The sequence below is a fragment of the Pandoraea oxalativorans genome (assembly GCF_000972785.3).
GTDB classification, from domain to species: Bacteria; Pseudomonadota; Gammaproteobacteria; order Burkholderiales; family Burkholderiaceae; genus Pandoraea; species Pandoraea oxalativorans.
Genome location: NZ_CP011253.3, coordinates 1,296,033 through 1,320,927, shown reverse-complemented (window position 1 = coordinate 1,320,927; position 24,895 = coordinate 1,296,033). Strand labels below are relative to the sequence as shown.

Annotated in this window: 17 protein-coding genes; 9 read left to right on the top strand and 8 right to left on the bottom strand. The window is 63.5% G+C overall.

Annotation, left to right across the window (positions count from 1 at the left end):
• The first annotated feature begins 106 nt into the window (after positions 1–106).
• From ilvD (MB84_RS06045) to MB84_RS06035, 3 genes are all read left to right on the top strand, one after another.
• Positions 107–1,975: a dihydroxy-acid dehydratase gene (gene ilvD, locus MB84_RS06045; RefSeq protein WP_046291119.1), complete on the top strand. Its 1,869-nt coding sequence runs from the start codon at positions 107–109 to the stop codon at positions 1,973–1,975.
• A gap of 204 nt (positions 1,976–2,179) precedes the next feature.
• On the top strand, positions 2,180–3,853 hold the full coding sequence (ilvD, locus tag MB84_RS06040) for a dihydroxy-acid dehydratase (RefSeq protein WP_046291118.1): 1,674 nt from the start codon (positions 2,180–2,182) through the stop codon (positions 3,851–3,853).
• A 255-nt stretch (positions 3,854–4,108) separates the two neighbouring features.
• Complete coding sequence (locus MB84_RS06035) at positions 4,109–4,495, top strand: c-type cytochrome (protein ID WP_052653009.1); 387 nt, start codon at positions 4,109–4,111, stop codon at positions 4,493–4,495.
• Positions 4,496–4,555: 60 nt separating this feature from the next.
• Here MB84_RS06035 and MB84_RS06030 read toward each other — a convergent pair whose 3' ends face one another.
• The 3 genes from MB84_RS06030 to MB84_RS06020 are packed head-to-tail and all read right to left on the bottom strand — an operon-like array spanning position 4,556 to position 6,851.
• Positions 4,556–4,924, bottom strand: coding sequence for a DUF2486 family protein (locus MB84_RS06030; protein WP_065225758.1), 369 nt, complete (start codon positions 4,922–4,924; stop codon positions 4,556–4,558).
• A gap of 2 nt (positions 4,925–4,926) precedes the next feature.
• A complete protein-coding gene (locus MB84_RS06025) occupies positions 4,927–5,343 on the bottom strand; it encodes a DNA polymerase III subunit chi (protein WP_046291117.1) in 417 nt (138 codons plus the stop codon).
• Complete coding sequence (locus MB84_RS06020; protein WP_046291116.1) at positions 5,340–6,851, bottom strand: leucyl aminopeptidase; 1,512 nt, start codon at positions 6,849–6,851, stop codon at positions 5,340–5,342. Before MB84_RS06020 ends, MB84_RS06025 begins: the two co-directional genes overlap by 4 nt.
• 90 nt (positions 6,852–6,941) lie before the next feature.
• Here MB84_RS06020 and lptF point away from each other — a divergent pair, with 90 nt between their 5' ends.
• The 6 genes from lptF (at position 6,942) to MB84_RS30890 (ending at position 19,777) form a co-directional block, all read left to right on the top strand.
• The gene (gene lptF, locus MB84_RS06015; protein WP_046291115.1) at positions 6,942–8,069 is read left to right on the top strand and encodes an LPS export ABC transporter permease LptF; all 1,128 of its coding nucleotides are present in this window, start codon (positions 6,942–6,944) and stop codon (positions 8,067–8,069) included.
• Positions 8,069–9,208, top strand: a complete 1,140-nt coding sequence (lptG, locus tag MB84_RS06010; RefSeq protein WP_046291114.1) for an LPS export ABC transporter permease LptG — start codon at positions 8,069–8,071, stop codon at positions 9,206–9,208. Before lptF ends, lptG begins: the two co-directional genes overlap by 1 nt.
• 10 nt (positions 9,209–9,218) lie before the next feature.
• Positions 9,219–9,599 carry a sirohydrochlorin chelatase gene (locus MB84_RS06005; protein ID WP_046291113.1) on the top strand — a complete coding sequence of 127 codons (381 nt, stop codon included), beginning with the start codon at positions 9,219–9,221 and terminating at the stop codon, positions 9,597–9,599.
• A 235-nt stretch (positions 9,600–9,834) separates the two neighbouring features.
• Positions 9,835–14,340, top strand: a complete 4,506-nt coding sequence (locus MB84_RS06000; protein ID WP_157122646.1) for a dermonecrotic toxin domain-containing protein — start codon at positions 9,835–9,837, stop codon at positions 14,338–14,340.
• Between the two features lie 225 nt (positions 14,341–14,565).
• Entirely contained in the window at positions 14,566–15,051 is a 486-nt protein-coding gene (locus MB84_RS05995) for a hypothetical protein (protein ID WP_157122645.1), read from the top strand.
• 106 nt (positions 15,052–15,157) lie between these two features.
• Positions 15,158–19,777, top strand: a complete 4,620-nt coding sequence (locus MB84_RS30890) for a dermonecrotic toxin domain-containing protein (protein ID WP_046291110.1) — start codon at positions 15,158–15,160, stop codon at positions 19,775–19,777.
• A gap of 30 nt (positions 19,778–19,807) precedes the next feature.
• On the opposite strand, the gene cobA is transcribed toward MB84_RS30890, so the two are convergent.
• The 5 genes from cobA to MB84_RS05965 all read right to left on the bottom strand — a co-directional run bounded on the left by cobA (position 19,808) and on the right by MB84_RS05965 (position 24,828).
• Complete coding sequence (gene cobA / locus MB84_RS05985) at positions 19,808–20,614, bottom strand: uroporphyrinogen-III C-methyltransferase (protein WP_046293467.1); 807 nt, start codon at positions 20,612–20,614, stop codon at positions 19,808–19,810.
• Positions 20,615–20,717: 103 nt separating this feature from the next.
• Positions 20,718–22,019, bottom strand: a complete 1,302-nt coding sequence (locus MB84_RS05980) for a sulfate adenylyltransferase subunit 1 (protein WP_046291109.1) — start codon at positions 22,017–22,019, stop codon at positions 20,718–20,720.
• Positions 22,020–22,140: 121 nt separating this feature from the next.
• Positions 22,141–23,088 (bottom strand): sulfate adenylyltransferase subunit CysD, encoded by a 948-nt coding sequence (gene cysD / locus MB84_RS05975; protein ID WP_046291108.1) that lies wholly within the window; start codon positions 23,086–23,088, stop codon positions 22,141–22,143.
• Between the two features lie 130 nt (positions 23,089–23,218).
• Positions 23,219–23,917 (bottom strand): phosphoadenylyl-sulfate reductase, encoded by a 699-nt coding sequence (locus MB84_RS05970; protein WP_157122871.1) that lies wholly within the window; start codon positions 23,915–23,917, stop codon positions 23,219–23,221.
• Positions 23,918–24,051: 134 nt separating this feature from the next.
• Positions 24,052–24,828 carry a sulfite exporter TauE/SafE family protein gene (locus MB84_RS05965; protein WP_046291106.1) on the bottom strand — a complete coding sequence of 259 codons (777 nt, stop codon included), beginning with the start codon at positions 24,826–24,828 and terminating at the stop codon, positions 24,052–24,054.
• Between the last annotated feature and the right edge of the window lie 67 nt (positions 24,829–24,895).

Sequence of the window (24,895 nt, the reverse complement as noted above, 5' to 3'; positions counted from 1 at the left end):
TTTTCGACTCAATTCAAGTCAAATAATATATTTGACAAGCATTCAAGGAAAGACGAATCTTGACGTCCTCCTCATACGACAAGCTGTAGTTTCACGGAAGACGACCATGCCTCATTACCGTTCCCGCACCTCCACGCACGGCCGTAACATGGCCGGCGCCCGCGCCCTGTGGCGCGCCACCGGCATGACCGACAACGATTTCGGCAAGCCGATCATCGCGGTGGTGAACTCCTTCACGCAGTTCGTGCCGGGTCACGTGCACCTGCGCGATCTGGGCGCCATCGTCGCCAAGGAAATCGAAGCGGCGGGCGGTGTGGCCAAGGAATTCAACACCATCGCCGTGGACGACGGCATCGCCATGGGTCACGGCGGCATGCTGTACTCGCTGCCGTCGCGCGAACTGATCGCCGACTCCGTGGAATACATGGTCAATGCGCACTGCGCCGACGCCATGGTCTGCATCTCCAACTGCGACAAGATCACCCCGGGCATGCTCATGGCCGCCATGCGCCTGAACATTCCGGTCGTGTTCGTCTCGGGCGGCCCGATGGAAGCGGGCAAGGTCAAGTCGGGCGACGGCCAGGTCATCGCCAAGATCGACCTGATCGACGCCATGATCAAGGCCGCCGACCCGAAGATCAGCGACGCCGAAGTCGCCGAAGTCGAGCGCAGCGCCTGCCCGACGTGCGGTTCGTGCTCGGGCATGTTCACCGCGAACTCGATGAACTGTCTGACGGAAGCCATCGGCCTCGCGCTGCCGGGTAACGGCACCATCGTGGCCACGCACGCCTGGCGTCGCGGGCTGTTCGAGCAGGCTGGCCGTCTCGTGGTCGATCTGTGCCGTCGCTACTATCAGGAAGAAGACGCCTCGGTCCTGCCGCGCAACATCGCCACCAAGGCCGCGTTCGAAAACGCCATGACGCTCGACGTCGCCATGGGCGGCTCGACCAACACCGTGCTGCACTTGCTCGCCGCGGCACAAGAAGCGGGCGTCGACTTCAAGATGGCCGACATCGACCGCATCTCGCGCAACGTGCCGTGCCTGTGCAAGGCCGCACCGGCGACCGACAAGTACCACATCGAAGACGTGCACCGTGCCGGCGGCATCATCGGCATTCTGGGCGAACTCGCCCGTGGCGGCCTTCTCGACACGTCGTGCGGCAACGTCCACAGCGGCACGCTCGGCAACGCCATTGCGCAATGGGACGTGACGAACAGCGCCAACGACAAAGCGCAAACGTTCTACAGCGCCGCCCCGGGTGGCGTGCCCACGACCATCGCCTTCAGCCAGTCGTCGACGTACCCGTCGCTCGACCTGAACCGCGAAGTCGGCTGCATCCGCGACAAGGAACACGCTTACACGAAGGACGGCGGTCTGGCCGTGCTGTACGGCAACCTCGCCGACAAGGGCTGCATCGTGAAGACGGCTGGCGTCGACGAATCGCAGTGGGTCTTTACCGGCCGCGCCCGCGTGTTCGAAAGCCAGGACGACGCCGTGGACGCGATTCTCGGCGACAAGGTGCAGGCGGGCGACGTGGTCGTGATTCGCTACGAAGGTCCGAAGGGCGGCCCGGGCATGCAGGAAATGCTGTACCCGACGTCGTACCTGAAGTCCAAGGGCCTGGGCAAGACTTGCGCCCTGTTCACGGACGGTCGTTTCTCGGGCGGCTCGTCGGGTCTCGTGATCGGCCACGCCTCGCCGGAAGCGGCCGAAGGCGGCACCATCGGTCTGGTGGAAGACGGCGACGTGATCGAGATCGACATCACCCAGCGCAAGATGCATCTGGCCGTGTCGGACGAAGAACTCGCCCGCCGTCGCGCCGCGATGGAAGCACGTGGTGACGACGCATGGCAGCCGGTCGGCCGTGAGCGCGTCGTCTCGCAAGCCCTGCAAGCCTATGCAGCACTCGCCACTTCCGCCGACCGTGGCGCCGTGCGCGACCTGTCGCAACTGAAGCTGGGCAAGCGTGGCTAGTCGCGTAAACGGTTGAACCGTGAGCGGCGGCGGCCTCGATGGACAAAGCCCACCCGCTCACGCGCAGTAGCACAGCAACATCGCATCAAGTGGCGTTCCGTACCCGTGCGGGATGCCACCGTCAGTACAGCGTGATACAACAACGCCTATGTGCGACGCTGCGACGGCTCGTGGCGTGGCGCATCCCCACAGGAGAGAGACGTCATGACATTCAACCGTCGTTCGCGCAACGTCACGCAAGGCGTGGCACGCTCGCCCAACCGCTCGATGTACTACGCGCTGGGCTACAAGGAAGAAGATTTCGACAATCCGATGATCGGCGTGGCCAACGGCCATTCGACGATCACCCCGTGCAACGCGGGGTTGCAGCGTCTGACCGATGCTGCCGTGCAAGCGATCAAAACCCATCAGGCCAATCCCCAGACCTTCGGCACCCCGACCATCTCCGACGGCATGTCGATGGGCACGGAGGGCATGAAGTATTCGCTCGTCTCGCGTGAAGTCATTGCCGACTGTATCGAGACGGCGGTGCAGGGCCAGTGGATGGACGGCGTGGTCGTCATCGGGGGCTGCGACAAGAACATGCCGGGCGGCATGATCGCGCTCGCACGCATCAATGTGCCGGGCATCTATGTCTACGGCGGAACGATCAAGCCGGGCAACTGGAAGGGCAAGGATCTCACCATCGTCTCCTCGTTCGAAGCCGTGGGCGAATTCACCGCCGGGCGCATGACCGAGGCCGATTTCAAGGGCATCGAAAAGAACGCCTGTCCGACGACCGGCTCCTGTGGCGGCATGTACACCGCCAACACGATGAGCTCGTCGTTCGAAGCGCTGGGCATGTCGTTGCTCTACTCCTCGACGATGGCCAACCCCGATCAGGAGAAGGTCGACTCGGCAGCCGAATCGGCACGGGTGCTGATCGAGGCCGTCAAGCAAGACCTCAAGCCGCGCGACATCATTACGCGCAAATCCATTGAGAATGCCGTTGCGCTGATCATGGCCACGGGCGGCTCGACCAATGCCGTGCTGCACTATCTGGCGATTGCCCATGCGGCGGACGTCGAGTGGAGCATCGAGGACTTCGAACGCATTCGTGCTCGCGTGCCGGTCATTTGCGATTTGAAGCCGTCGGGCAAGTACGTGGCGACCGATCTGCACAAGGCCGGCGGCATTCCGCAAGTGCTCAAGATTCTGCTCGACGCCGGCCTGCTGCATGGCGACTGCATGACGATCACCGGGCGCACCATTGCCGAAGAACTGAAGGACGTGCCGTCGGTACCGCGCGCCGATCAACAAGTGATCTTCCCCATCGACCGCGCCCTTTATAAAGAGGGCCACCTCGCGATTCTCAAGGGCAATCTGGCCGAAGACGGCGCCGTTGCCAAGATCACCGGCCTGAAGAACCCGGTGATCACCGGCCCGGCGCGCGTGTTCGACGACGAGCAGAGCGCCATGGAGGCGATCCTGAGCGACAAGATTCAGGCGGGCGACATTCTGGTGCTGCGCTATCTCGGACCGAAAGGCGGGCCGGGCATGCCGGAGATGCTGGCACCGACCTCGGCGATCATCGGCAAGGGGCTCGGCGAGTCGGTCGGCTTCATCACCGACGGCCGGTTCTCGGGCGGCACCTGGGGCATGGTGGTCGGCCACGTGGCACCGGAGGCGTTCGTGGGCGGCACCATTGCGCTCGTGCACGAAGGCGATTCGATCACCATCGATGCGCACAAACTGCTACTCCAGCTGAACGTGGCCGAAGATGAACTCGCCAGACGCCGCGCCGCTTGGAAAGCCCCTGCGCCACGCTACACACGTGGCGTGCTTGCCAAGTACGCTGCGCTGGCGCAACCGGCAAACAAGGGCGGCGCGACGGGCTGATCCGCGCACATCGCGCGCTTCCGCTGAACGGGAAGCGGCGGGGCGAATTGGCGCCGGAATGCATCGTCCCAAAGAAACGGCACGTCTCGCGACACGGCGGGCGTGCCGTTTTTCACGCGTCGTTGCGCCGCGCGGAATGGCGCGATTGCCACCGTATAATGACGCGTCGATGCATCTGCCCAAAGTCGTCGCCTACAGACGTCGCCGTCATGCAGCCTCGCATCGGATTCCGTCAACACGGTCGGGGAGTATCGAATGAAGGGATTTGCCGGTGTACGCGCCGGGACGATGATGAGCCTGTGGCTGATGGCCGCCGCCACCGCCTATGCGCAGTCGGGTGCGAGCGTCACGCTGCAGGCCGATGCGCCCGATCACCGCGCGATGGAGAAGCTGGCCCGGGCACGCAACTGTATGACGTGCCACGCCACCGACCGCACGCTGCTCGCGCCTTCCTATCGCGACATCGCAAAACGTTACGCCGGGCAACCGGGTGCCACGGACGAACTAACGCGCTCCATCTCGGACGGAAGTCAGGGGAAGTGGGGCAAGATTCCAATGCCCGCAGGCTTGCAACTGGCACCGGGCGAGGCAAACGACCTCGCACGCTGGATTCTCGGGATGATGCCGGGGTCTCGCCCGTGATCGAAACGCGGACCGACCGAGCCAACTGCCTTGTCGATCCCCCTGCGATCACCCCTGCGATCACCCCTGCGAGCGCACCTGCTTCGCCACCTCTTCGATGACGGCCTGCCGGATACGATCCGGCAGTTGCGCCTGCAAGGCGTCCGCCACCTGCTTGCCGATCAGTTGCACCAGCCACGACGTCTGATCGATCAACGCGTCGTGACAGCGCCTCTCCACCATCGTCGTAATCTCGTCGGCCAGTTGCAGCGTGAGCCGCGCGCTCACACGCTCGGCAAACACCGCGACATCGGCCGGGACACCGAGCTCCGCCACCGCGGCGCCAGCCTGCGCACTACCCGCCGTCCCTTCAGGGACAGCTTCGCCCTCAGCAAGCACTTCGGTCAGCGTGGGAATGCCGGGGTCGTTGCGCTCGGGCTCGTTCGTCACGGTCAACCTCGCTGGTCGTAGTTGTTCAGGGTGTAGCCACGATCACGGTAGAAGCGATAACGTTCGCGCGCACCGGACAGGTCCTCGGGCGTGTCGCCAATGATTTCCACCACCCGCTCGAAGCGCGCGAAGTGCGTGGGCACGCGGTTCGCCAGATTGAGCATAACCTGATGGTGCTGCGCTTGCTCATCGGGTCCGGCCAGCACGACCGGCGTCTGGGCCGCGACCGGGTCGGCGGTGAAGCAATGCGGGACGAACTCCAGCGGCGAGAACGTCCACAAGGTCTGATCGAACGCGCGCAGCACGTCGGGCTCACCGACGACCACGAGCGTCTGCCCGGCCCCGTAGACCTTGCGCGCGAACCGGCACGCATATTCCAGCCGGTCCGCCACATGCGTGTGAAAGTCGACGCGGGTCACCGGGCTTCGCGATCAAGCAGGAACTGCGTGAGCAACGGCACCGGACGCCCCGTCGCCCCCTTCGCCGCGCCGCTCTTCCAGGCCGTACCGGCGATGTCCAGGTGCGCCCATTCGTACTTCTCGGTGAATCGAGCCAGGAAGCAAGCTGCCGTCACGCTACCGGCCGGACGCCCGCCGATGTTCGCCATGTCGGCGAAGTTCGACTTGAGCTGCTCCTGATACTCGTCTTCGACCGGCAGACGCCAGGCCGTGTCGCCCGTCGTGCGGCCGGCGGCCAGCAGTTCGTCGGCGAGCGCGTCGCTCTTCGAGAAGAGACCCGAATTCACATGACCCAGTGCAATAATGCAAGCGCCGGTGAGCGTGGCGACGTCGATCACCGCCCCCGGGTTGAAGCGCTCCGCGTAGGTGAGCGCATCGCACAGAATCAGACGGCCTTCGGCGTCGGTATTGAGCACTTCGATGGTCTGACCTGACATGCTGGTGACCACGTCGCCCGGCTTCGTCGCCTGACCGCTCGGCATATTCTCCGTGGCGGGCACGATAGCGATCACGTTGAGCTTGAGGCCCATCTCGGCGACTGCGCGGATCGTACCGAGCACGGAACCCGCGCCACACATGTCGTACTTCATCTCGTCCATGCCTTCGCCCGGCTTGAGCGAGATGCCGCCCGTGTCGAACGTCACGCCCTTGCCGACCAGTACGATCGGGGCCTGCTTGGCGCTGCCGCCCTCATACTTGAGAACGATGAACTGCGGCGGCTCGACCGAGCCACGGGCGACCGACAGGAACGACCCCATCTTGAGCGCCTCGATCTGCTTCGGTCCGAGGATTTCCGACTTGAGCTTGAACTCGCGTGCGAGCTTGCGTGCGGTATCGGCCAGATAGGTCGGCGTGCACACGTTGCCCGGCAGGTTGCCGAGGTCCTTGGTAAGCGCCATGCCGTTGGCAATGGCCTCGCCCTGCCTGGCGGCCAGCTTGGCGGGCTTCAGATCGTCCGGGGCGACCGAGAACACGACCTTGCGCAGCGCCGTGTTGGCGGGTTCGACCTTGCTCTTCATGCGCGTGAAGCGATAGGTCGCCTCGCGCAGGGCGAGCACCGAGGCGCGCACGGCCCAGGCGGTATCCTGACCCACGACCTTGGCTTGCGGCAGCGTCCAGAGGGCGTCCGTGGCGCGCGAGGCGAGCACGGCGCGCACGGCAGCACGCGTGGCTTCGTTGAAGCCCTTCTGCGAGAGCTGGTCTTCGCGACCCAGACCGACGAACAGCACACGTGCCGGGCTCCATCCGGCGACTTCGTGCAGCATCAGCGTGCTGCCGAGCTTGCCGTCGATTTCGCCACGCTTGACCATGCGGGCGAGCAAACCCTTGCTCGCGGCGTCGAGCGCCTTGGCCAGCCCTGTGAGCGGCTGCTGCTCGAACACGCCAACCACCAGACATTCGGTCTTTGCATTGGCGAGACCGGCTTGGCCCGCCTTGGTCGAATCGAAGGCTTTTGTGCTAAAGTCCATCGCGCTTTCCTCGGGTAAAATTCGTACGAGCCGCAATTATCCGCTTTTTTCCGCGCTCGCCCAACCGCGAGAGCACCCAACCGTCATCACATGATTTTTCAGCGTTCCCTGCAGCGCGAGCTGAACTACACCGCCGGGGCCGTCTTCATGGTGCTGATCACCGTCATGCTAACGACGATGATGATCCGCATCCTGGGCTTCGCCGCGTCCGGGAAAGCCGATCCGCGCGACGTTCTCGTGCTCATCGGTCTGGCCGTCATCGGCTACCTCGCCGTCATTCTGATCGTGACGCTCTTCGTCTCGATCCTGTTCGTCCTGACCCGGTGGTACCGCGACTCCGAAATGGTCGTGTGGTTTGCCTCCGGACTGTCCATCACCGACTTTATCAAGCCGGTGCTGCGCTTTGCCGCGCCCTATCTGGCCGTCATCACCTTTTGTGCGCTGGTCGCATGGCCCTGGGCCAACCAGCAGATTTCCCTGCTCGAAGCCCGCTTCGCCCAGCGCGACGACGTCTCCATGATCTCGCCGGGCCAGTTCCGCGAGAGCGCTGCGAGCCATCGCGTGTTCTTCGTCGAGACGGTCTCGCCGGACGCCACCAAAGTTCACAACGTCTTCGTTTCAGGCACGGAAAACGGCAAGGTAAACGTCGTGGTGTCGAAAGACGGTCACATCGAGACGGCCAAGGACGGCAACCGCTATATCGTGCTGGAAAAGGGCCGCCGCTACGACGGCATGCCGGGTCAGCCCGACTACCGCGTGATGGAGTTCGAGCGCTACGGCGTGAAGATCGACAACCCGACGAGCACGAGCGCCGACAACACGCCGACCAAGGGCGTGCCCACTGCGCGGCTGTTCCGTGAAATCCAGAATCCGATCTTCCGCGGCGAAATCGTCTGGCGCGTGGGCTTGCCGATGCTCGCGCTGGCGCTCGTGCTGCTCGCCGTGCCGCTGGCCTATCAGAACCCGCGTCATGGGCGCACCGTCAACCTCGTCATGGCCGTGCTGATCTATCTGGGCTACACGAACCTGTTGAGCCTGTCGCAGGCATGGGTCGCGCAGGAACGTCTGCCGCTGGCCATCGGCGTGTGGCTGCTGCATGCGCTTGCGTTGGCCGTCATCGTGCTGCTTTACGTGCGACGCGTGCGTTTTCGCGGGCTGTTTGGTCGGCGCCGCAACAACGGTGCCGGCGCGGTGCGTGCATCGGGAGGGGCTCGCTGATGCGCGTCTATGAGAAATACTTCGCGCGTCAGATTTATCTGGCGTTCCTGTTCGTCTTGCTGGCGTTCGTTGGCCTGTTCGTCTTCTTCGACCTGGTGAGCGAACTGGGCGACGTGGGCCGGGGCGGCTACCGCTTCCAGCACGCGCTGGCCTATGTGCTGCTGTTCGCGCCGCAGCGCATGTACGAAATCATTCCGGTCGCGTCCCTGATCGCGGCCATTTACGTGTGCGCCCAACTGGCCGGGAATTCGGAGTTCACGATCTTCCGCGTCTCGGGTCTGTCCACCGGACAAGCACTGCGCTCGCTGCTGAAGATCGGTTTTCCGATTGTGCTGATCACGTTCGTCATCGGGGAGTACATCGCCCCGAGCGCCGAACAGCTCGCGCAGAAGATCCGCCTCGAAGCCCTCGGCAGTTCGGTCTCGGCAGGCTTTCGGTCCGGCGTGTGGGTAAAGGACACCGTCGATCAGGACGGCACCCGCATCACCCGCTTCATCAACGTCGGCACGCTCAACCCGGATAACACCATTGCCGACGTTCGCATCTACGAGTTCGACGCGAAGCTGCACCTCGACAGCGTGCGGCTGGCCAAGCTGGGGGAGTTTGCCGCGCCCAACTTCTGGAAACTCACGAACGTGTCGGAAACGGTCTTCAGCGCCGTGAACGACAACCCGGCCGATAACGATCCGCTGCGTGCACTGGTGCAGAGCAAGCAGGTGCACATCGATTCGGTGCAGATGCGCTCGGAACTGACCCCGCAAATTCTGTCCGTGCTGATGGTCTCGCCCGACAACATGGCGATCGGCAGCCTGTACAAGTACATCGGCCACCTGAAGGAGAACCAGCAGAACACCGATCGCTACAACCTCGCGCTCTGGCAAAAGCTGCTGTATCCGTTCGCCGTCTTCGTCATGATGGCGCTGGCCCTGCCGTTCGCCTACTTGCATGCTCGCGCCGGGGCCATCGGTCTGAAAGTGTTCGGCGGCATCATGCTCGGCATGAGCTTCCAGTTGCTCAACAATCTGTTCTCGCATCTGGGCCTGCTCAATACGTGGCCCGCGTGGTTCACCGCGGCCTTACCGTCGTTGCTCTATCTGGTGCTCGCCATCGGGGCGTTGCGCTGGGTGGACAAGCACTGAGACCCGGTCGATGAACAGCAAACCGGGCGTCGTTCTCTTTGCTCACGGCTCGCGCGACCCGCGCTGGGCCGAACCGTTCGAGCGTCTGCGCGACAAGCTGATCGCGCAGCGCCCGAACGCCGACGTCCGGCTCGCGTTTCTCGAACTGATGACGCCGAATCTGGCCGACGCCGTCGCCGATCTCGTGTCGCAAGGCTGTCGGGACGTTACCGTCGTTCCGGTGTTTCTGGGCCAGGGCGGTCACGTGCGGCGCGATCTCCCCGTGCTCGCCGACGCCTGTCGCAGCGCTCACCCCGGCGTCACCTTACGTCTGAGCGCCGCCGTTGGCGAAGACGATACGGTCCTTCAGGCGCTTGCCGTTTACTGCGCCAACGAACTACCGCACGCCTGAGCGTCAGGCCTGCCCTTTCTCCCTTTCCCGCCTTTCCGCCTCGCCTCCCCCGCAGGCCATTTCCGTCCGCTTCCGACTTCGGGCCTTTGAACGCAATCTGCAAGTCGTTGCAGGTGCCGCGCCGCCACACTGATGTCTCGCGACCGGTGGACCTTGTCGATCTCCCCCAAGCCCTCACGCTTGGCGCCGGTTCCATGTCACTGCACGGTAGTCCCTTTTCGACGGGAGTCCTGGCATGTTTTCAAGAGCCGCCGACACATCGGGCGCATCGGTTGTCCTTCCATCCCGGGACCACACGATGGTCGACGCCGCGCATGCCAACGTCTTAAGGAGCGTCACCCGCTTCGACGGGCTGGCGACAGGTGCCCGGGCAATTCTGGACGAATCCCCGGAGGCACAACCGGCGCTCGGCTTCATGCTTCGGCTTGCAGAGGAAGGCGTCTGCCGGGCCGATCTGGCGGCGTTGACCGACGGACTCCTCGAGCGCTTTGCGCGCTCGTTCGACACGCGTCCCTGGCTGACGACCTATCTTCTGGAAACCTTGCCGGGTCGACTTGCGCGCCGCGCCCCGTGGGAAAGTGTCGAAGACGTTTGCCATTCGCTCCTCGGCTCGTCCGCCTTGCGCGATCTCGAACGGTCCGTCGCGCGCTCGGAGGGTTCACTGCCGGAAACATGCCGTTACGGCAGTGCATGGCGCCGGCACTTCTGCCAGTGGCGTCAGTGGATTGTCGACGCATGGCAGGACTTCCTGTTACTCGGCAGCGGTGTACGTGCGTCACACGACAGCGTTCAGATGACAATGACGCGCACCTCGTCGCCGCCCACCAACGCGCCGCTATTGGATTTTGGCCGCGCCGGGGCAACCGGATACGCGCTCGGGATGCTCTACGCCTCGTCGGTCTGCCATGCCGTGCGTCCCGACTTGCCGCACTCGCTGCCCCGATATCGCTCGCCGACGCGCGAACTCGACGTTGCACGTCCCACAGGACCGACATGCACGCTTGAACCCGACGTTTGTGCCACGCAACCGCCTCAACCGCATCATCCCATCCTCGGTCGTTTGGAACACATCGTCGGCCACGTCGAACACTTCGTCAAGGAGATGGCCGTCCCTGTCATCAGGCATCTTCCCTATGCGCTGGATCGGCTCCTGTTCCCCCCGCCGCTCATGCTCCCGACGACCGCCGCAGACTTGCCTCCAACGTCTGCGCAGGAACCCGTGAGAAGCGAACCCCTTGCGCTGCCATCGGCGCTCCCCGACATGTCCGTGTCCCCCGAACTGCAACGGCTGATCAATACAGCGCATTTCTGGCGACATCGCGCAGCGACACACAAGGCGCTTTATGGTGCATTTTCTCCATTGCTGACGTTTTCGCCCCCACCGAGCGAGGCCGAATTGCTCCACAGGCAATTTGCCAATGCCACTGAGTTCGTCGGCTTCGAATTGACCGATCTCAGGCTCAGACGCCACGCACCGACAGCGCAATCTCGCGTCAAGCAGGTGACACACTGGTCCCTCCAGGACGGTGCCCAGCGCATTCGAGATGGCCGACTGAACATCCGGCATGCGATGCGGGGGGAGAGTTTCGACATCAGTCCGGAGACCCGCCGCGGCGCGGTGTACGAAACTTCTGCCGTCATGACGGCAGACCGGTTCGACAGCATCGTCGCGCAATGGGACGCCGCATGCCGCGAGCGAGTCACCCGGACATGGCAGCCACCTCCCGAATTCGAGACCATCGCGACGTCCCACCTCTCGGACATCACTGTCACCACGCTGGCTCTCAGCGATCTGGCGCTGACATACATCAACGGGCAGCTCTCGAATGAGGCGTTTTATCTCGCGCACGCCGCACTCACCAACACAACGCGCTCGAAGGATCCATCGGAGCCCTCGTTTCTGGCGCACCGGCTCGAATTAACGACGCACAAGGACGGCCAGGATCATGTCGCCGCCCCCGCCGGGACGTGCGTTATCGGCGAGCCGTCCGGAGACGGCATCACATTGTTGTACCTCCAGGGCGACGCACCGGCATGGCGCGCTTACGCGTCGTACGAGGCCTTGTTCGACGCTATCGATGACGACACGCTGGCCCTGCGCACCACGCTCAGTAGAAGACTGCCGATCCCGATGCGCGACGAAGCCGCGAAAAGCGTAGCCCTAGTGACGTTGCGCGAAACAAGCGTTGATCTGCCGCTCCGAATCGCGTCCCGGGCGACCCTCGACGTCATCGAGGCAGACGGCCCACTCCAGGCAATACGGCCCGACACTGCGCCGCGCATCGCGCAATACGGCCGATGGTTAACGGGTGCAAGCACGCAGGCGATGGAACAGGGACTGCAGACCTTTCGGTACGACTGTGCCCGCGCGGGCATTGCGCTGCCCGGGCGTCCGATCGATATCTCGCTGGACGATGTCAGGAGAATTGCTCGTCTGGAAACGCTGCGATTCGACCTGTCGATGGCCGTCCCGCAGATCAGGCAGATCACGCGGCGATATCTCATGGAGCGACTCGGACTGGCAGGCTTTCACCCGCACGATCCCGATCAGATCTACGTCAAACTGGCCCATCGCGACGCCCTGACGCTCACCGACGCCGTATTGCGCTCGACATCGTTCGAGGCGCCCTGGTGGACGTTGCCGTTGCTTGTACGAGATGCCGGTGGCCAGTACAGAACGATGGTCCCTTTGGGCTCGTCTCGGGCGTTGCCGACAATGGCCAGCGACGTCATCGACAAGACCTGGGCAGCGGAGCTGCACCGCACGGTGCACGACGCCACCACTCAGTTCTGGGAAACGTCGCGTGCCAATGTGCGCAAGGTACTCAAGTCGGAGTTCATCGCGCAGGTGTGGCTATCGCGCTCGCAGCGCAAAATGCCCATCGATCAGGTGCATATTGCGGCGCGAGTCGCGGGGCCGATTGAGCTCGCTCGCTTCGATGGCGATGAACTGGCACGTGAGATCGGCGAGCCGAACGTCGAGCGGGAATGGCTGAGCATCGGGGGCATAACGACGAGCCTGATGCGAGTCTCCATCGCCGGGCGCGCTCCATGCCTGCTAATCGCGCCCTATGACGAAGGTTTGCGTGTCTATGGCTTCGAGGATCGCGACCGAATGGCATCCTGGTTTCGCGAACAACTGCGCGACGAGACCTCACGCGAGCGCATCGCCAGCACGTTCGTCGGGCGACGCCCTGCCTCGGCCTCATGGCGTGAGACGGTCAGGCTCGAGGCGCTGCGCGTGAGCGATGCGCGATCCGTGGACACGTTCACCGCCGTGGCGTCCGCGTACGAGGCACGCCAACAACGACCGGACGCCCCCCCCGACGCCCCCCCGATGGAACGCCCCTTGTTAGCCGTCATGGACATGTTCTCGAAAGTCGATATCGCTTTCGGTTTGGGCACGTGGTTTCTCCCATTTGCTCGCCCGGTAAGCAACCTCTACTCCATGATGGACGCCGGCTTCGGCCTGCTCGGCATCGGTGTCGGCGCAGCAACCCAAGACGAGGACCTGTTCCGGCAGGGGTGGCAATCCATTTTTTCCGCCATCGGCGCGCAGGGTCTGGCCGCTTCGAATTTCAGGGCCAAGCTTCTCATCACCGGAGACCCACGCTACAAGTACTTCATCTCGGAGGCACCGGACGCCGCCGAAGCGTCGATTACCGGGCTGCATCGGGTGGGTACACGATTCTATGCCGCTATCGACGCCGAGACCCGGGCCTATGTCACATTCGATGAGTCGACAGGCTTCTTCCGTATGACGCGGGACGCATCGTGGGACGTCGACGATACCGAGGCTCCACTCATGCGCATGTCGCCTTCGGGAAACTGGCATGTCGTCTCGCAATCCGACGCCGCCATTCCCGTCCTCGACGATCCCCATACCGCCTGGCGCATCGATCAGGGATTTCGCTCGCGCTACGCCACACTGCGCGACGCCCGCACTCCAGGCTTCGACATCGCCCGTCGCTCGGTGACGGCCGTAGACGCGTCGGCAACCACCATGCCGTTGTCGTGGCAATTGCGCTTGCTCAAGCTCGACTTCCTGAACCCTGCGCAATCCGACCCCGAAGCGCTGGGCAAGCTCGCCGGACGCATCGCCTGCCTGCAAAACGCCGTGGATGCCGCAGAGACGGTCGCGCTGAGCCCAATGGCCGACGAGGCGCGTCGTCTGGGCGCCACCTATCTCGGCGTCACACAAAGTCCGCGCATGTATGTGGGGAATATTCGCATGGGTCTGCTACGCGCCTGTGCGCTCACGCCCTACCGATATTCGGTGGAATCGATGGTGATGCTCTTCAATCAGCAGGCGCGGCTGGTTCCGGAGTTGTCCGCCTGGCTGGTGACGGACCTGAGCCAATTGGGGCGAATCGACATCCGATACCTGGATCCGTCGCCGCCCCATTCGGGCGTCAGGACGCTCGACACCCTCTTTGCAGGACAGCAGGATACCTCCCGCGCTTTCGAAGTGACGGCGGGCACGCGAACGCTATTGCTGGGCCGCCATATTGGCCGTGAAGGCGCCGCCGCCCACTACTTTTTCGATCCGGCAAATGCCATCGTCGTCCACCCCGATTCAGCCGTGGTGCTGGGCCTGATGCGCGACCACCTTGGCGCCATCTTCGAGGGCGTCACGCCGACCGTCACTGCGCGGGAAATCGATCTGGAATGGCTGAGTGATATTCGTGTCGTCCGCCCTTTCGCCGAGCCGGTCCCGATCCGCATCGCACTTCACATCTGAGGAGTGCATTTCAGAGGAGTCTGTTGCATGTTACCCACAGCGTTGACTGTCCCTCCGTCCGCCAATATGTGCAGTCCCATCGATGCGCCGCCACCGCATCCATCATGTCCTATGCGCACGGAAATCTCGCAGGATTTCACGGCGCTTCAACAGGTCGCGAGCGGCGCGCTGCAACCCCGGGAGTGGATCCACCCGTGCGAATGGTTCACTAACCGGATGGAGCAAATGCAGAAGAATATCGCCGCGTTCAACGCCGCACTCGGGGCACTAACGTACAGAGAGGACGCCAAGGCACTCAGAGTGCCTGATGTACAGAACCTCGTTCTGTCGCATCTCATCTCAATGTCGTCCGAGGCCGAGGTTGAGAGCGCACTTCGCGGACTCGTTCACAACATCAATCACCGCCCTTACGGCGAGTCGGTCGAGGACGTTTGCGAACGCCATTTCGGTCGTACGCTGTTACGCGACATTCAGAAGTGGTTCGCTCGGAACGAGCAGGTCTGTCAGGACCGTCTTAAGCACGAAACGCGGAAGCAATTTCTGGCGGGCCTGGTGGCGGTGGGCGTCCTTGGGCGTGAACGAGTCACCGCAGCGATCCAGGCCACCGTTCATGCACTTCAGGCACTCAGGTGGGCCGGAACCGGCCGCGAGCCGGGAAACGAGATTGGTCGGGACAACCGAGGCGCACCACTTCCGGGCGGCGGCGATTGAGTTGCTAGCGCAGTCGACACACGTAATCGCGCGGTCGCCGGAACCGATGACTGCGCCCTCGTCACCACCTTCGCCCACAGGCGTCACACGCGGGAGTACCAGACATATGTATTCGATCTCTGCGGGTCCGTCCTCCGTTGCGAGTACGACTGCGCATCCCGAGTCACCTGCCACGTCCAACCTCCCGCCGGACGCCGTCGCGCGCCACTCGGAGTTTCAGCAAATCGCCAACGTCACGCTCAACTGGCTTGACGAATCGCCGGAATCGGCGCCGGCGCTCGGACTGATCTTTTCGCTCGTGAACCAGCGTGTTTCGTTCGACGATCTCACGGCGCTCGACGACGACCTCGTCAACCGGATCGCCCGCCTCTTTGACGATCAGCCTCTGCTGGGGAGCTACGTGCTGGCCTGCCTGCCCGCGCAAATCCGACACCGGTCCCCTTGGGAGTCCGTCGAAGCCGTCGCCGAGCAAGCGCTAAGCGAATCGTCACTGCGCAGTCTGTCCCGGTCGCTGAAACGCGCCGACGCCACCGTTCCGGAAAGTGCAAAACACGGTAGCGCGTGGAGCAAGTACTTCACGCGATGGCGCGACCAGGTCATCGGCTGGGCACACGCGTTCCGGTGGGCGGGCTCGGGTCATACCTGCGCAGCACCGGGTGCGCGACCGGATGTGCGGGCGATGCAAGCGCGCGCAACGGCCCCCGCCCCCCGAACGCCCAACATGGACTTTCGACGAAGCGGCTGGACCGGCTACGCAATCGCTATGCTTTATGGCTCGGCCATTGGCCACTCGCTCAGTCGCATCCCGCACATCGGGCCATCGCCCACCCGCGACATTCCGAGCACGCCCGTCGTTCCGACAGAACGCTTCGACGCATGCGCCGGACTGGCTCCGGACGCGCCATCGACATGCGGCAATGCCGACGCACCTATCTCCAATGTCTTCGATGTCAGCGGCCTGAGCCGCGCCATTCACGAGGCATGGCAATGGCTGTCGCACACGACGACGGACCTCGCCGAGCGTTCGATCGAAGCGTTCGACGCCCGGCTGCCTCCCGATCCGCTCCGCTTGACCGGTGCCCTCGCAGAACCACTCGATCCGTCCGATGCTTCATTTTCGACAGATCCTTCGGCTCCGGCCGATCGCTTCGCTGAGTTCACCATTGCGACATGGCGCGCACCGGAGCCCGCCGCCTCGACCAACCATCGCGATTTCTTTTCCATGTCGCCGGGACTCGACCAGCTCACCATCGCGGCCAAGAGCTGGCACAACCGCAACGCCCAACATCGGGCGTTACACGTCAACGTCGAACGATTGATGAACTTCTCCCCGTCGCCGACCGAGGCGGAACTGTTTAACGCCACGATTTCGGCCGAAGCGGATTTCCCAAGCCTCGACCAGCCCGATATCGTGTTCAGGCGCCACAAGCCGGTGCCGGGAAGTACGCGTCTGATGGACGTAACCTACTGGAAGCTTTTCGACGCCGCACGCATCATACGTGCCGGGTCTCTTGACATCGATAACCCGCCCGAGGGCGTCTATTTCGATGTGTGTAAGCGCACCCCGCACGGCGCGACACAAGGAAATCCCACGCTCGTGAGCGCGGAACGCTTTCGGACCGTCGTGACTCACTGGATCGAAAAGTGCGAAACACAGGCAAAGCAGACGTGGTCGATTCCCGAAGCATTACCGCGTCAGCTCAACTCCACAGTGACCATCGAGTCGCAAATCGCGCTGGCATTGAGCGATCTGACCCTGGGGTATCGACAAGGACTGATCCCGCATCGCGCGCTAACTGTAGTGCGAGACGCCCTTTCCCAATCGAGCCAGTTCCACCTGCTCGGATCGCGTCCGACGTTGCGCCGAGTTATCGTCAAACTCACCCAGGGCAGCCGTAAACAGACATTCGTCCCCGCCGGGACTTTCGTTGTTCTCGAGCGTGCGCACGGCGGATTGACGCTGCTCTATCTCATGGGCGACGCCCAGGCGTGGCGTGCTTTTTCATCCCCGGAGAAGATGGCGGAAGCCATCGAAAAAAATGTCGGCGGTCTAAAAGACGTGCTTCTCGAACGGTTGCCACAATCCGTCATTGGTACAGGACTCGCCAATGCCCCGCCTGTCGCATTAAGCCCCGTCGCGCACGCCGATCCCATGCGGATGGCAAACCACGCCACGCTTGACGTCATGCGCGCCGAAGCCCCGCTCAAAGCCATGGCTGTCGCAACCGGCCATAGGATCAGGCAATACACAAACTGGTTGAGTGGCTCCGCCACGTCAGTCGTGGAAGACGCACTCGAAACGGCGCGACGCGAGCGAGTCGACGCGGGCCTTCCGGCATCGCGGCACAGTGCCGTGATCTCACTGGCGCAGATCGGCAGCATCAGCCGCATCCAGACGCGTCGCGCGCAATTGTCGACAGCGATGCCGGACATCCATCGTATGGCACAGGACTTTGCAAAAAACGTGCTGGATCGCGCCGGTCTGAGCAACACCGACCCGCACACGTTGTACGTGCGCATAGAGGGCTCCGCCGCCCCGATTTCCGTCACGGCGGCCACACTCTACAAACTACGGGTGCCCGACGCCGTCGCGACAGGCCCGCTGCTCAGACGCTCTCCTGAGGGAACGCTGCGCCCCGAGACGCAGGACTGGGCATCCGACAGCCCATTTCCCGATGCTGCCGCCATCGTCGGCAAACTGGCCGAGGGCCCACCGGAAAAGCGCATTTACGACGCGCTCGACCACTTTTGGTCGACATCGCGTAACACGGTTCGTCAGGTGCTCAAGAGCGAGTTCATTGCGCAGGTCTGGCTTCAACGCGCGAGCGGCGAACTTTCGGTCGAAGCGCGGCATCTGGCGGCGCGCATCGCGGGCCCGATCGACCTGAATCGCTTCTACGAGACGCAGCTGTCTCACGAAATGATCTCACCGAAAGTAAAACGCGAATGGCTGCGCGTGAAGGGGCGCAATTCCACACTGATGGCTGTCTGGGCTGAAGATCGGCCATCGGTGCTTCTGATTGCCGCATATCCTGACGGGCCGGAAGTTCACGGTTTTGAAAGCCGGGCGAAACTTGAAGACTGGTTTCAACAGCAAACCGCGGACGACGACGCTCGCCGTCAGCTTGCGAGCGGCTTTAGTCCACCATCGCTCGACGACGAATGGCTTGTCGATGCAAAGCTCGATGCGATGGGACAACCCGTGCCGAGCGAGCCCGACACCTTCACACTGCTCACTTCGGCATACGAAGCGCAATCGCCGCACGGTTCGTGGGCAAAAGAGCAGATCCCGCGTCGCCGGGCGTTTCTCAAGGCCATGGACTATCTGTCGAAACTGGATCTGGCGGTTGGCTTTGCATCGTGGGCGTTTCCCGCCGCCCAACCTGTCGGCACCGCCATTTCCATGGTCGACTTCAGCGTCGGTTTCGTAGGCGAAGGCGTGGCACTTCTGACCGGAGATAAGAAGCTGCACCGGCAGGCGTGGCAATCCTTGGCCTCGGCGGTCCTGGCGCAGGTTGCCGTGGCTTCGCGATTTCCCGCACTCGCCTTCATCACCGGCTCCCCCCGATTCAATTACTTCGTGTCGCAACCGCCCGTCATCGGTGAGGAACTCATTCTGGGTTTGCATCGCACCGACGGACGCCTGTACGCCGCGATCGATTCGTCGACGCGCGCTTATGTCGAGTTCGACAACACGGTCGGGCACTTTCGTCTGGTTCCCCCCGGCGGTACGGCTGCCACCGCTTCGGACGCCCCGTTCATGCGACTGGGATCCGACGGACGGTGGCACGTGGCGACGTCGGCCGATTTGCTCCAGCCGGTGCTGGAGGAGCCAACCGTCGCGTGGCGCATCGATCAGAATTTTTTGGAACGTTACGATGCCTGGCGCAATAGACACGACCCGGTGTTCGAGAACGCGATACGTGCGTATTCCGATACCGCATCGCTGCGCACAAGCCCCGTTGATGCTACCGTTTCCGAGCTCCGTCTGCTCAAGCTGCAATTCGTCGACCGTACGATACGAACCCCGGAAGCGTTGGGCACACTCGCCGGTCGGATCAACGAACTGCAGAACGCCGTCGATGCCGCGGCGACGATCTCCGTGGCCCGACTGCCCGCACAGGCAAGGGAGGTCGGCGCCCTCTATATGCCGATCACACAGCGCTTTCGCCACTATCTCAGCCATCTGCGCACCGGCTTGCTACGCGCATCCGCCGTCGCGGCGTATTACGGCCGTGCCGAATCCGTCGCAAATCAATTCAATGCGTATGCGCAACTGTCTCCGTCGGCCTCCGAAGTCTTTGCTCAGGATCTCGCCGTACTGGGCATCGGCGACATTCCCTACCTTCCCCGACCGCCCGATCTCGTCGCCGGGTCCCGCATCGAGACGCTGCTCGATGGGGCGCAGGACACGACGCGTCTGTTCGAGATTACGGCGGGAAGCCGCACGCTTTTGCTTGGTCGACGACTGTCGTCCACCGGCAATTCCGAATACGTATTTATGGACCCGGCCGTGGGAATCGTGACCCACTCAGACCGTGAGGAATTGACGAATCTGGTGAACACCCATCTGCAGGATGTGGTGTCGGAATACGGGATCCGGCTCAATGAGGCGGGCGACTATTCGATAGACGTTGCGGAGATCGACGCCCGGACGTTGGGCGACATGCCGTTATTCCGCGACATCGATAACTATGTCCCGGTGCGCGAGGCGTTCAGGATCTAGCGACAACAGCCGGTCGGTGCTCGCGCGGACTCAGGCGGCTTCGCGTGAAGCAGCCGCCGACGGTGACCGACGAACCACTTCGTAGAGAGATTCTGCGTTAGCGTCGGCAAACACCTCGCCGACGAGCAGCACACTAGGTTGGGAAGCGTCAAACCACGCCGCAGCGAGGCCCTGCGCCAATTCGTCGAGACGGAGTAACACCCGGCGCTCGCGCACCGTGGTTGCGGCTTCGACGATGGCCACCGGCGTGGTGGCCGCTTTACCTGCCGCGATCAGCTCTGCGGCAATGCGTTGAGCGGCGTCGCGGCCCATGTAATACACGAGCGAATCGGCCGATGCCTGTGTCGCGATCTCCGCCGAATCGGGCGCACGGCTTTGCGTGACGAATGCTACGCTGCGCGAGACGCCGCGCAACGTGAGCGAGCGGCCGAGCGTCGCGGCACTCGCCAGCGCCGCCGTGATACCCGGTACCACTTCCACTTCGATACCCGCCGCTTCGAGCGCGCGCAGTTCTTCGTCCGCGCGACCGAACAGCATCGGGTCGCCGCCCTTCAGGCGAACAACCACCCCATGCGTACGTGCGTGATCGATCAACTGCTTGTTGATGAATTGCTGGGCGCTGGAGAGTTTGCCGCAGCGCTTGCCCACCGCGACAAGCTTCGCCTGCGGGCACAGGGCGAGCATGTCAGGCTCGACCAGCGCGTCGTGAAGTACCACGTCGGCCTGTGCCAGCAGACGCGCGCCGCGCACGGTGATCAGGTCCGCAGCGCCGGGACCGGCACCCACCAGATACACCTTGCCTGGGTGCGGGGCGGATTGGGATTGCGTCGTCGTCATGATGCTGCCGTCGTTCAGTGGGCCTGCACCGGCGCGGTCTGCGCGCGCCATGTGCCTGCAATGCGAGAAAGAGTGTGTCGTCGAGGCGCTGCGCGTCAGGCTGTCAGGCCGCCAGTGCGCGAATCATGCCTGCCGCCACAGTGTGATGCGTCGCTTCGTCGATCAGCACGAACGCGCCCGTGGCCGGGTTGGTGTCGTACGTGTCGGCGGCGACCGGCTTTTGCAAGCTGAGTTGAACGCGGCCGATGTCGTTCATGGCAAGCGTCGTCTTGTCCGTGCCGTGCAAGAGCGTACTCACGTCGAGCACCGTGTCCACGCTGCCGACCTTCACATATACCGTGCTGGTCGCCTGCTTGAGCAAATATTTGCGCTGCGGGGCGAGTGCGTCTTCGTCGAACCAGCAGACGTCGGCCGCCAGCTTGCGCGACGGTTCCAGCACCGAATCGGCGCTCACGAAGGTATCGCCGCGCGACACGTCCACATCTTCCGTCAGACGAATGGTGACGCACTGACCGGCAAACGCTTCTTCGAGCAGCCCGCGCGGGCCGACGATCTCGGCGACCGTCGCGCTACGGCCTGCGGGCAATACGCGCAGCGTCTGCCCCAGACGCACCGAGCCCGATTCCACACGGCCCATATAGCCACGGAAGTCGTCCGCATGCGAACCATCCTGACGCGCTACCAGTTGCACCGGGAAGCGCAGTTCGCCCCCCGTTTGCGCGACCGGCAGCGATTCGAGCACGTCGAGCAGCGGCTCGTCCTGATACCACGGCATACGATCGCTCGCGTAGACGATGTTGTCGCCCTTGAGCGCGGAGACCGGCACGAAGCGTACGTCCTGCAATCCCAGACGCTGTGCGAGTTCCAGATAAGCCGCACGAATTGCGTTGAACGCCGTCTCGCTGTAGTCGATCAGGTCCATCTTGTTGATGGCGACGATCACGTGCTGCAAGCCCAGCAGCTTCACGATGGCGCTGTGACGCTTGGTTTGCGCGAGCAATTCGGTCTTGCCCTCGACTTCGCTCACACGCGTGGCGTCGACCAGAATGATGGCGGCGTGCGCGGTCGATGCACCCGTGACCATATTGCGGGTGTACTGCTCGTGGCCCGGCGTGTCGGCGATGATGAACTTGCGGCGCGCGGTCGTGAAATAGCGATAGGCGACATCGATGGTGATGCCCTGCTCACGTTCGGCTTCGAGGCCGTCGGTCAGCAGCGAAAAATCGATGTCTTCGCCGGCGGTGCGCTTGTGCTTGGCGCGTGCGAGCGCGGACAGCTGGTCGGTCAGCACCGATTTGCTGTCGTAGAGCAGGCGGCCGATCAGCGTGCTCTTGCCGTCGTCGACGCTGCCAGCGGTGATGAAACGCAGCACGCCGAGGTCTTCCTGATGCGGGGTGAGGCTCATGATCTCTTCAACTCGATTGCGTGGCCCCTGAGCGACAGCGTAGGTCGTGGGTCGCTCGGGCGGGCCGGTGTTCTTTCGATAAGGTCTGATAAGGTCTGTCGCGAAAACGAATGCGCGCGCCTTAGAAATAACCCTGCTTCTTGCGCTGCTCCATGGCCGCTTCCGACGCCTGATCGTCCATGCGCGTGGCGCCACGCTCGGTAATGTCGGTCACGGCCGTCTCGGCGATGATCTCCACCGGGCTCGACGCGACGCTCGCCACCGGGCACGTGCAGCTGATGTCGCCAACCGTACGGAAACGCACCGACGCCAGTTCGCTCGACTCGCCATCCTGCTTCGGCGTGAGCGGCGTGACCGGGACGAGCAGGCCGTTGCGGCGCACGATCTCGCGCTCGTGCGCGTAGTAGATCGACGGCAGATCGAGGTTTTCGCGGGCGATGTATTGCCACACGTCCAGTTCCGTCCAGTTCGAGATCGGGAACACGCGCAGATGCTCGCCCTTGTGCAGACGGGCATTGAACAGATGCCACAGTTCCGGGCGCTGGGCCTTCGGGTCCCACTGACCGAACTCGTCGCGGAACGAGAAGATGCGCTCCTTCGCACGGGCCTTCTCTTCGTCGCGGCGTGCGCCGCCGATCATGGCGTCGTAACCGTACTCGTCGATGGTCTCGAGCAGCGTGACCGCCTGTGCGGCGTTGCGCGAATCCGTTTCGCGACGCAGACGCACCGTGCCACGCGCAATCGAATCTTCCACATGCCCGACGACCAGCTCAGCGCCGAGCGCCTTGGCGTGGCGATCACGGAATTCGATCACTTCCGGATAGTTATGACCGGTATCGATGTGCACGAGCGGGAACGGCAGTTGCGTCTTGCGCCCCGGGCCGAGGCCGAAGGCCTTGAGAGCGAGGTGCAGCACCACGACCGAATCCTTGCCGCCCGAGAACAGCAGCGCGGGCTTGCGGCACTCCGCCACGACCTCACGCAGGATGTACATCGATTCGGCTTCGAGCCAGTCCAGATGATCCATTCGCGAGCCATTGGCCTGCGCGACTTCGTGCATCGCACCCATAGTGTTCCCTTCCTTGACGATTCCGAGTTTTCCGAGATTCGGTCTGTTCCGGTGTGCCGCGGCGCCCGTAGGCGTTTTGACCTGAGCGCGTCACACCGTCTTAAATCTTGTTGCCCGATGGCCCTGTCGATCAGTTCGACTGCACCGACACCGGGATCTTGCTCAGGTTGCCCGCGTGCAGCCCGCATTCCTTGCTGTCGCGCGACTCCCACCACCAGCGCCCTGCCCGGCTGTCTTCACCCGGGCGGATGGCGCGCGTACACGGCTCGCAACCGATGCTCGGGTAGCCGCGTGCGTGCAGCGGGTTGACCGGCACGTCGCGCGCGGTGAGGTAGGCCCACACCTGCGCTTCCGTCCAGTCGAACAGCGGGTTGTACTTGGCGATGCCGCGCGCGTCGTCCTGTTCAGCGAAAGCCAGTTCGCCACGCGTCACCGACTGCTCGCGACGCTGACCGGTGAGCCATGCGTCGGCGTCGGCGAGCGCACGGCCCAGCGGTTCGACCTTGCGGATCTGGCAGCAGGCTTTGCGCAGGTCCACGCTTTCGTAGAAGGCGTTCGCACCGTGATCGGCGACGTACTTTTCGACCGCGTCGGCTTGCGGCGCGTACTGCGCAACGTCATAGCCGTAACGCGCCTTGATCTTGTCGAGCATGCCGACGGTCTCGTCGTGCAGACGTCCGGTATTGAGCGTGAAAACGGTGATCGGCAGTTGCTGGCGCAGAATCACGTGCGTGATGAGCATGTCTTCGGCCGCAAGGCTGCTCGCGAATTTCACGTTGCGATGCGCGCTTGCGATGCGGGCGAGGCGCTCGGCCAGCACGGCTTCCATTTCGTCGAGCAGCGCCGTGTCCTGATACCCGGCATCGGCCACGGTCGACGCCGTGCTCGACGATGCTGCAGCCGGGGCGGGTTCCCAGCGGGATTCGTTTCGCATATCGCGAACTCCTTGTTTTGTGTGGGGTGTCAGCCGACCAGCTTCACTGCCGCGAGCGTGAGCGTCGCCGCCAGCGCCCCGCGCACGATGCGCTCGGGCAGATGACGGGTCAGCTTCGCGCCGAGCCAGATCCCGGGCAGGGAGCCGATCAACAGACTGCCGAGCAGTGCCCAGTGCACCGTCTCGAGCCAGATATGGCCCAGCGCCGCGATGGCCGTGAGCGGCACCGCGTAGGCGATATCCGTGCCGGCGACTTCGGCCGGTTTCAACTGCGGGTACAGCATCAGGATCAGCGTCGCGCCCACCGCGCCGGCGCCAATCGAGGAAATCGTCACGAGCGCGCCGATGAGCGCGCCCACCACGACAGTGGCAATCGCTTGCGCACGGCCCGTCAGTTGCCAATTGGGATGCGCGCGCAACGCGGCCAGCAATCTGGCGCGGAACAGCAGCGAGAGCACCGTCAGCAGTACGGAGGCAGCAATCGTCAGTTTGATGACGTGCAGCGTCGACTCATCGATACCGCCAAGGCGCTTGAGGAACAGGATGGTGACCAGCGCCGCCGGTAGCGCGCCCAGCGTGAGCCTGCGCACGATGTGCCACTGCACATGCCCGTGCGACCGATGCGCCACCGTCCCGAAACTCTTGGTGATGGCGGCAAACGCGAGGTCCGTGCCCACGGCGACGGGGGCCGCGTAACCCAGGAGCAACGTCAGCAACGGCGTCATCAGCGAACCGCCGCCTACACCGGTCAGGCCGACCAGCAGGCCGACGCCAAATCCGGAAAGGGGTTCGAGCCACAGCGACATGAATGACGTTCCTGGTGGGTCCTAAATGCCTGTAAGGAATAACGTTATCGAAACAGTGGCACCCACT

Coding starts and splice junctions, on each gene's coding strand:
- ilvD (WP_046291119.1), top strand. CDS start 107: ATGCCTCATTACCGTTCCCGCACCTCCACGCACGGCCGTAACATGGCC.
- ilvD (WP_046291118.1), top strand. CDS start 2,180: ATGACATTCAACCGTCGTTCGCGCAACGTCACGCAAGGCGTGGCACGC.
- MB84_RS06035 (WP_052653009.1), top strand. CDS start 4,109: ATGAAGGGATTTGCCGGTGTACGCGCCGGGACGATGATGAGCCTGTGG.
- MB84_RS06020 (WP_046291116.1), bottom strand. CDS start 6,851: ATGGACTTTAGCACAAAAGCCTTCGATTCGACCAAGGCGGGCCAAGCC.
- lptF (WP_046291115.1), top strand. CDS start 6,942: ATGATTTTTCAGCGTTCCCTGCAGCGCGAGCTGAACTACACCGCCGGG.
- lptG (WP_046291114.1), top strand. CDS start 8,069: ATGCGCGTCTATGAGAAATACTTCGCGCGTCAGATTTATCTGGCGTTC.
- MB84_RS06005 (WP_046291113.1), top strand. CDS start 9,219: ATGAACAGCAAACCGGGCGTCGTTCTCTTTGCTCACGGCTCGCGCGAC.
- MB84_RS06000 (WP_157122646.1), top strand. CDS start 9,835: ATGTTTTCAAGAGCCGCCGACACATCGGGCGCATCGGTTGTCCTTCCA.
- MB84_RS05995 (WP_157122645.1), top strand. CDS start 14,566: ATGCAGAAGAATATCGCCGCGTTCAACGCCGCACTCGGGGCACTAACG.
- MB84_RS30890 (WP_046291110.1), top strand. CDS start 15,158: ATGTATTCGATCTCTGCGGGTCCGTCCTCCGTTGCGAGTACGACTGCG.
- cobA (WP_046293467.1), bottom strand. CDS start 20,614: ATGACGACGACGCAATCCCAATCCGCCCCGCACCCAGGCAAGGTGTAT.
- MB84_RS05980 (WP_046291109.1), bottom strand. CDS start 22,019: ATGAGCCTCACCCCGCATCAGGAAGACCTCGGCGTGCTGCGTTTCATC.
- cysD (WP_046291108.1), bottom strand. CDS start 23,088: ATGGGTGCGATGCACGAAGTCGCGCAGGCCAATGGCTCGCGAATGGAT.
- MB84_RS05970 (WP_157122871.1), bottom strand. CDS start 23,917: ATGGAAGCCGTGCTGGCCGAGCGCCTCGCCCGCATCGCAAGCGCGCAT.
- MB84_RS05965 (WP_046291106.1), bottom strand. CDS start 24,828: ATGTCGCTGTGGCTCGAACCCCTTTCCGGATTTGGCGTCGGCCTGCTG.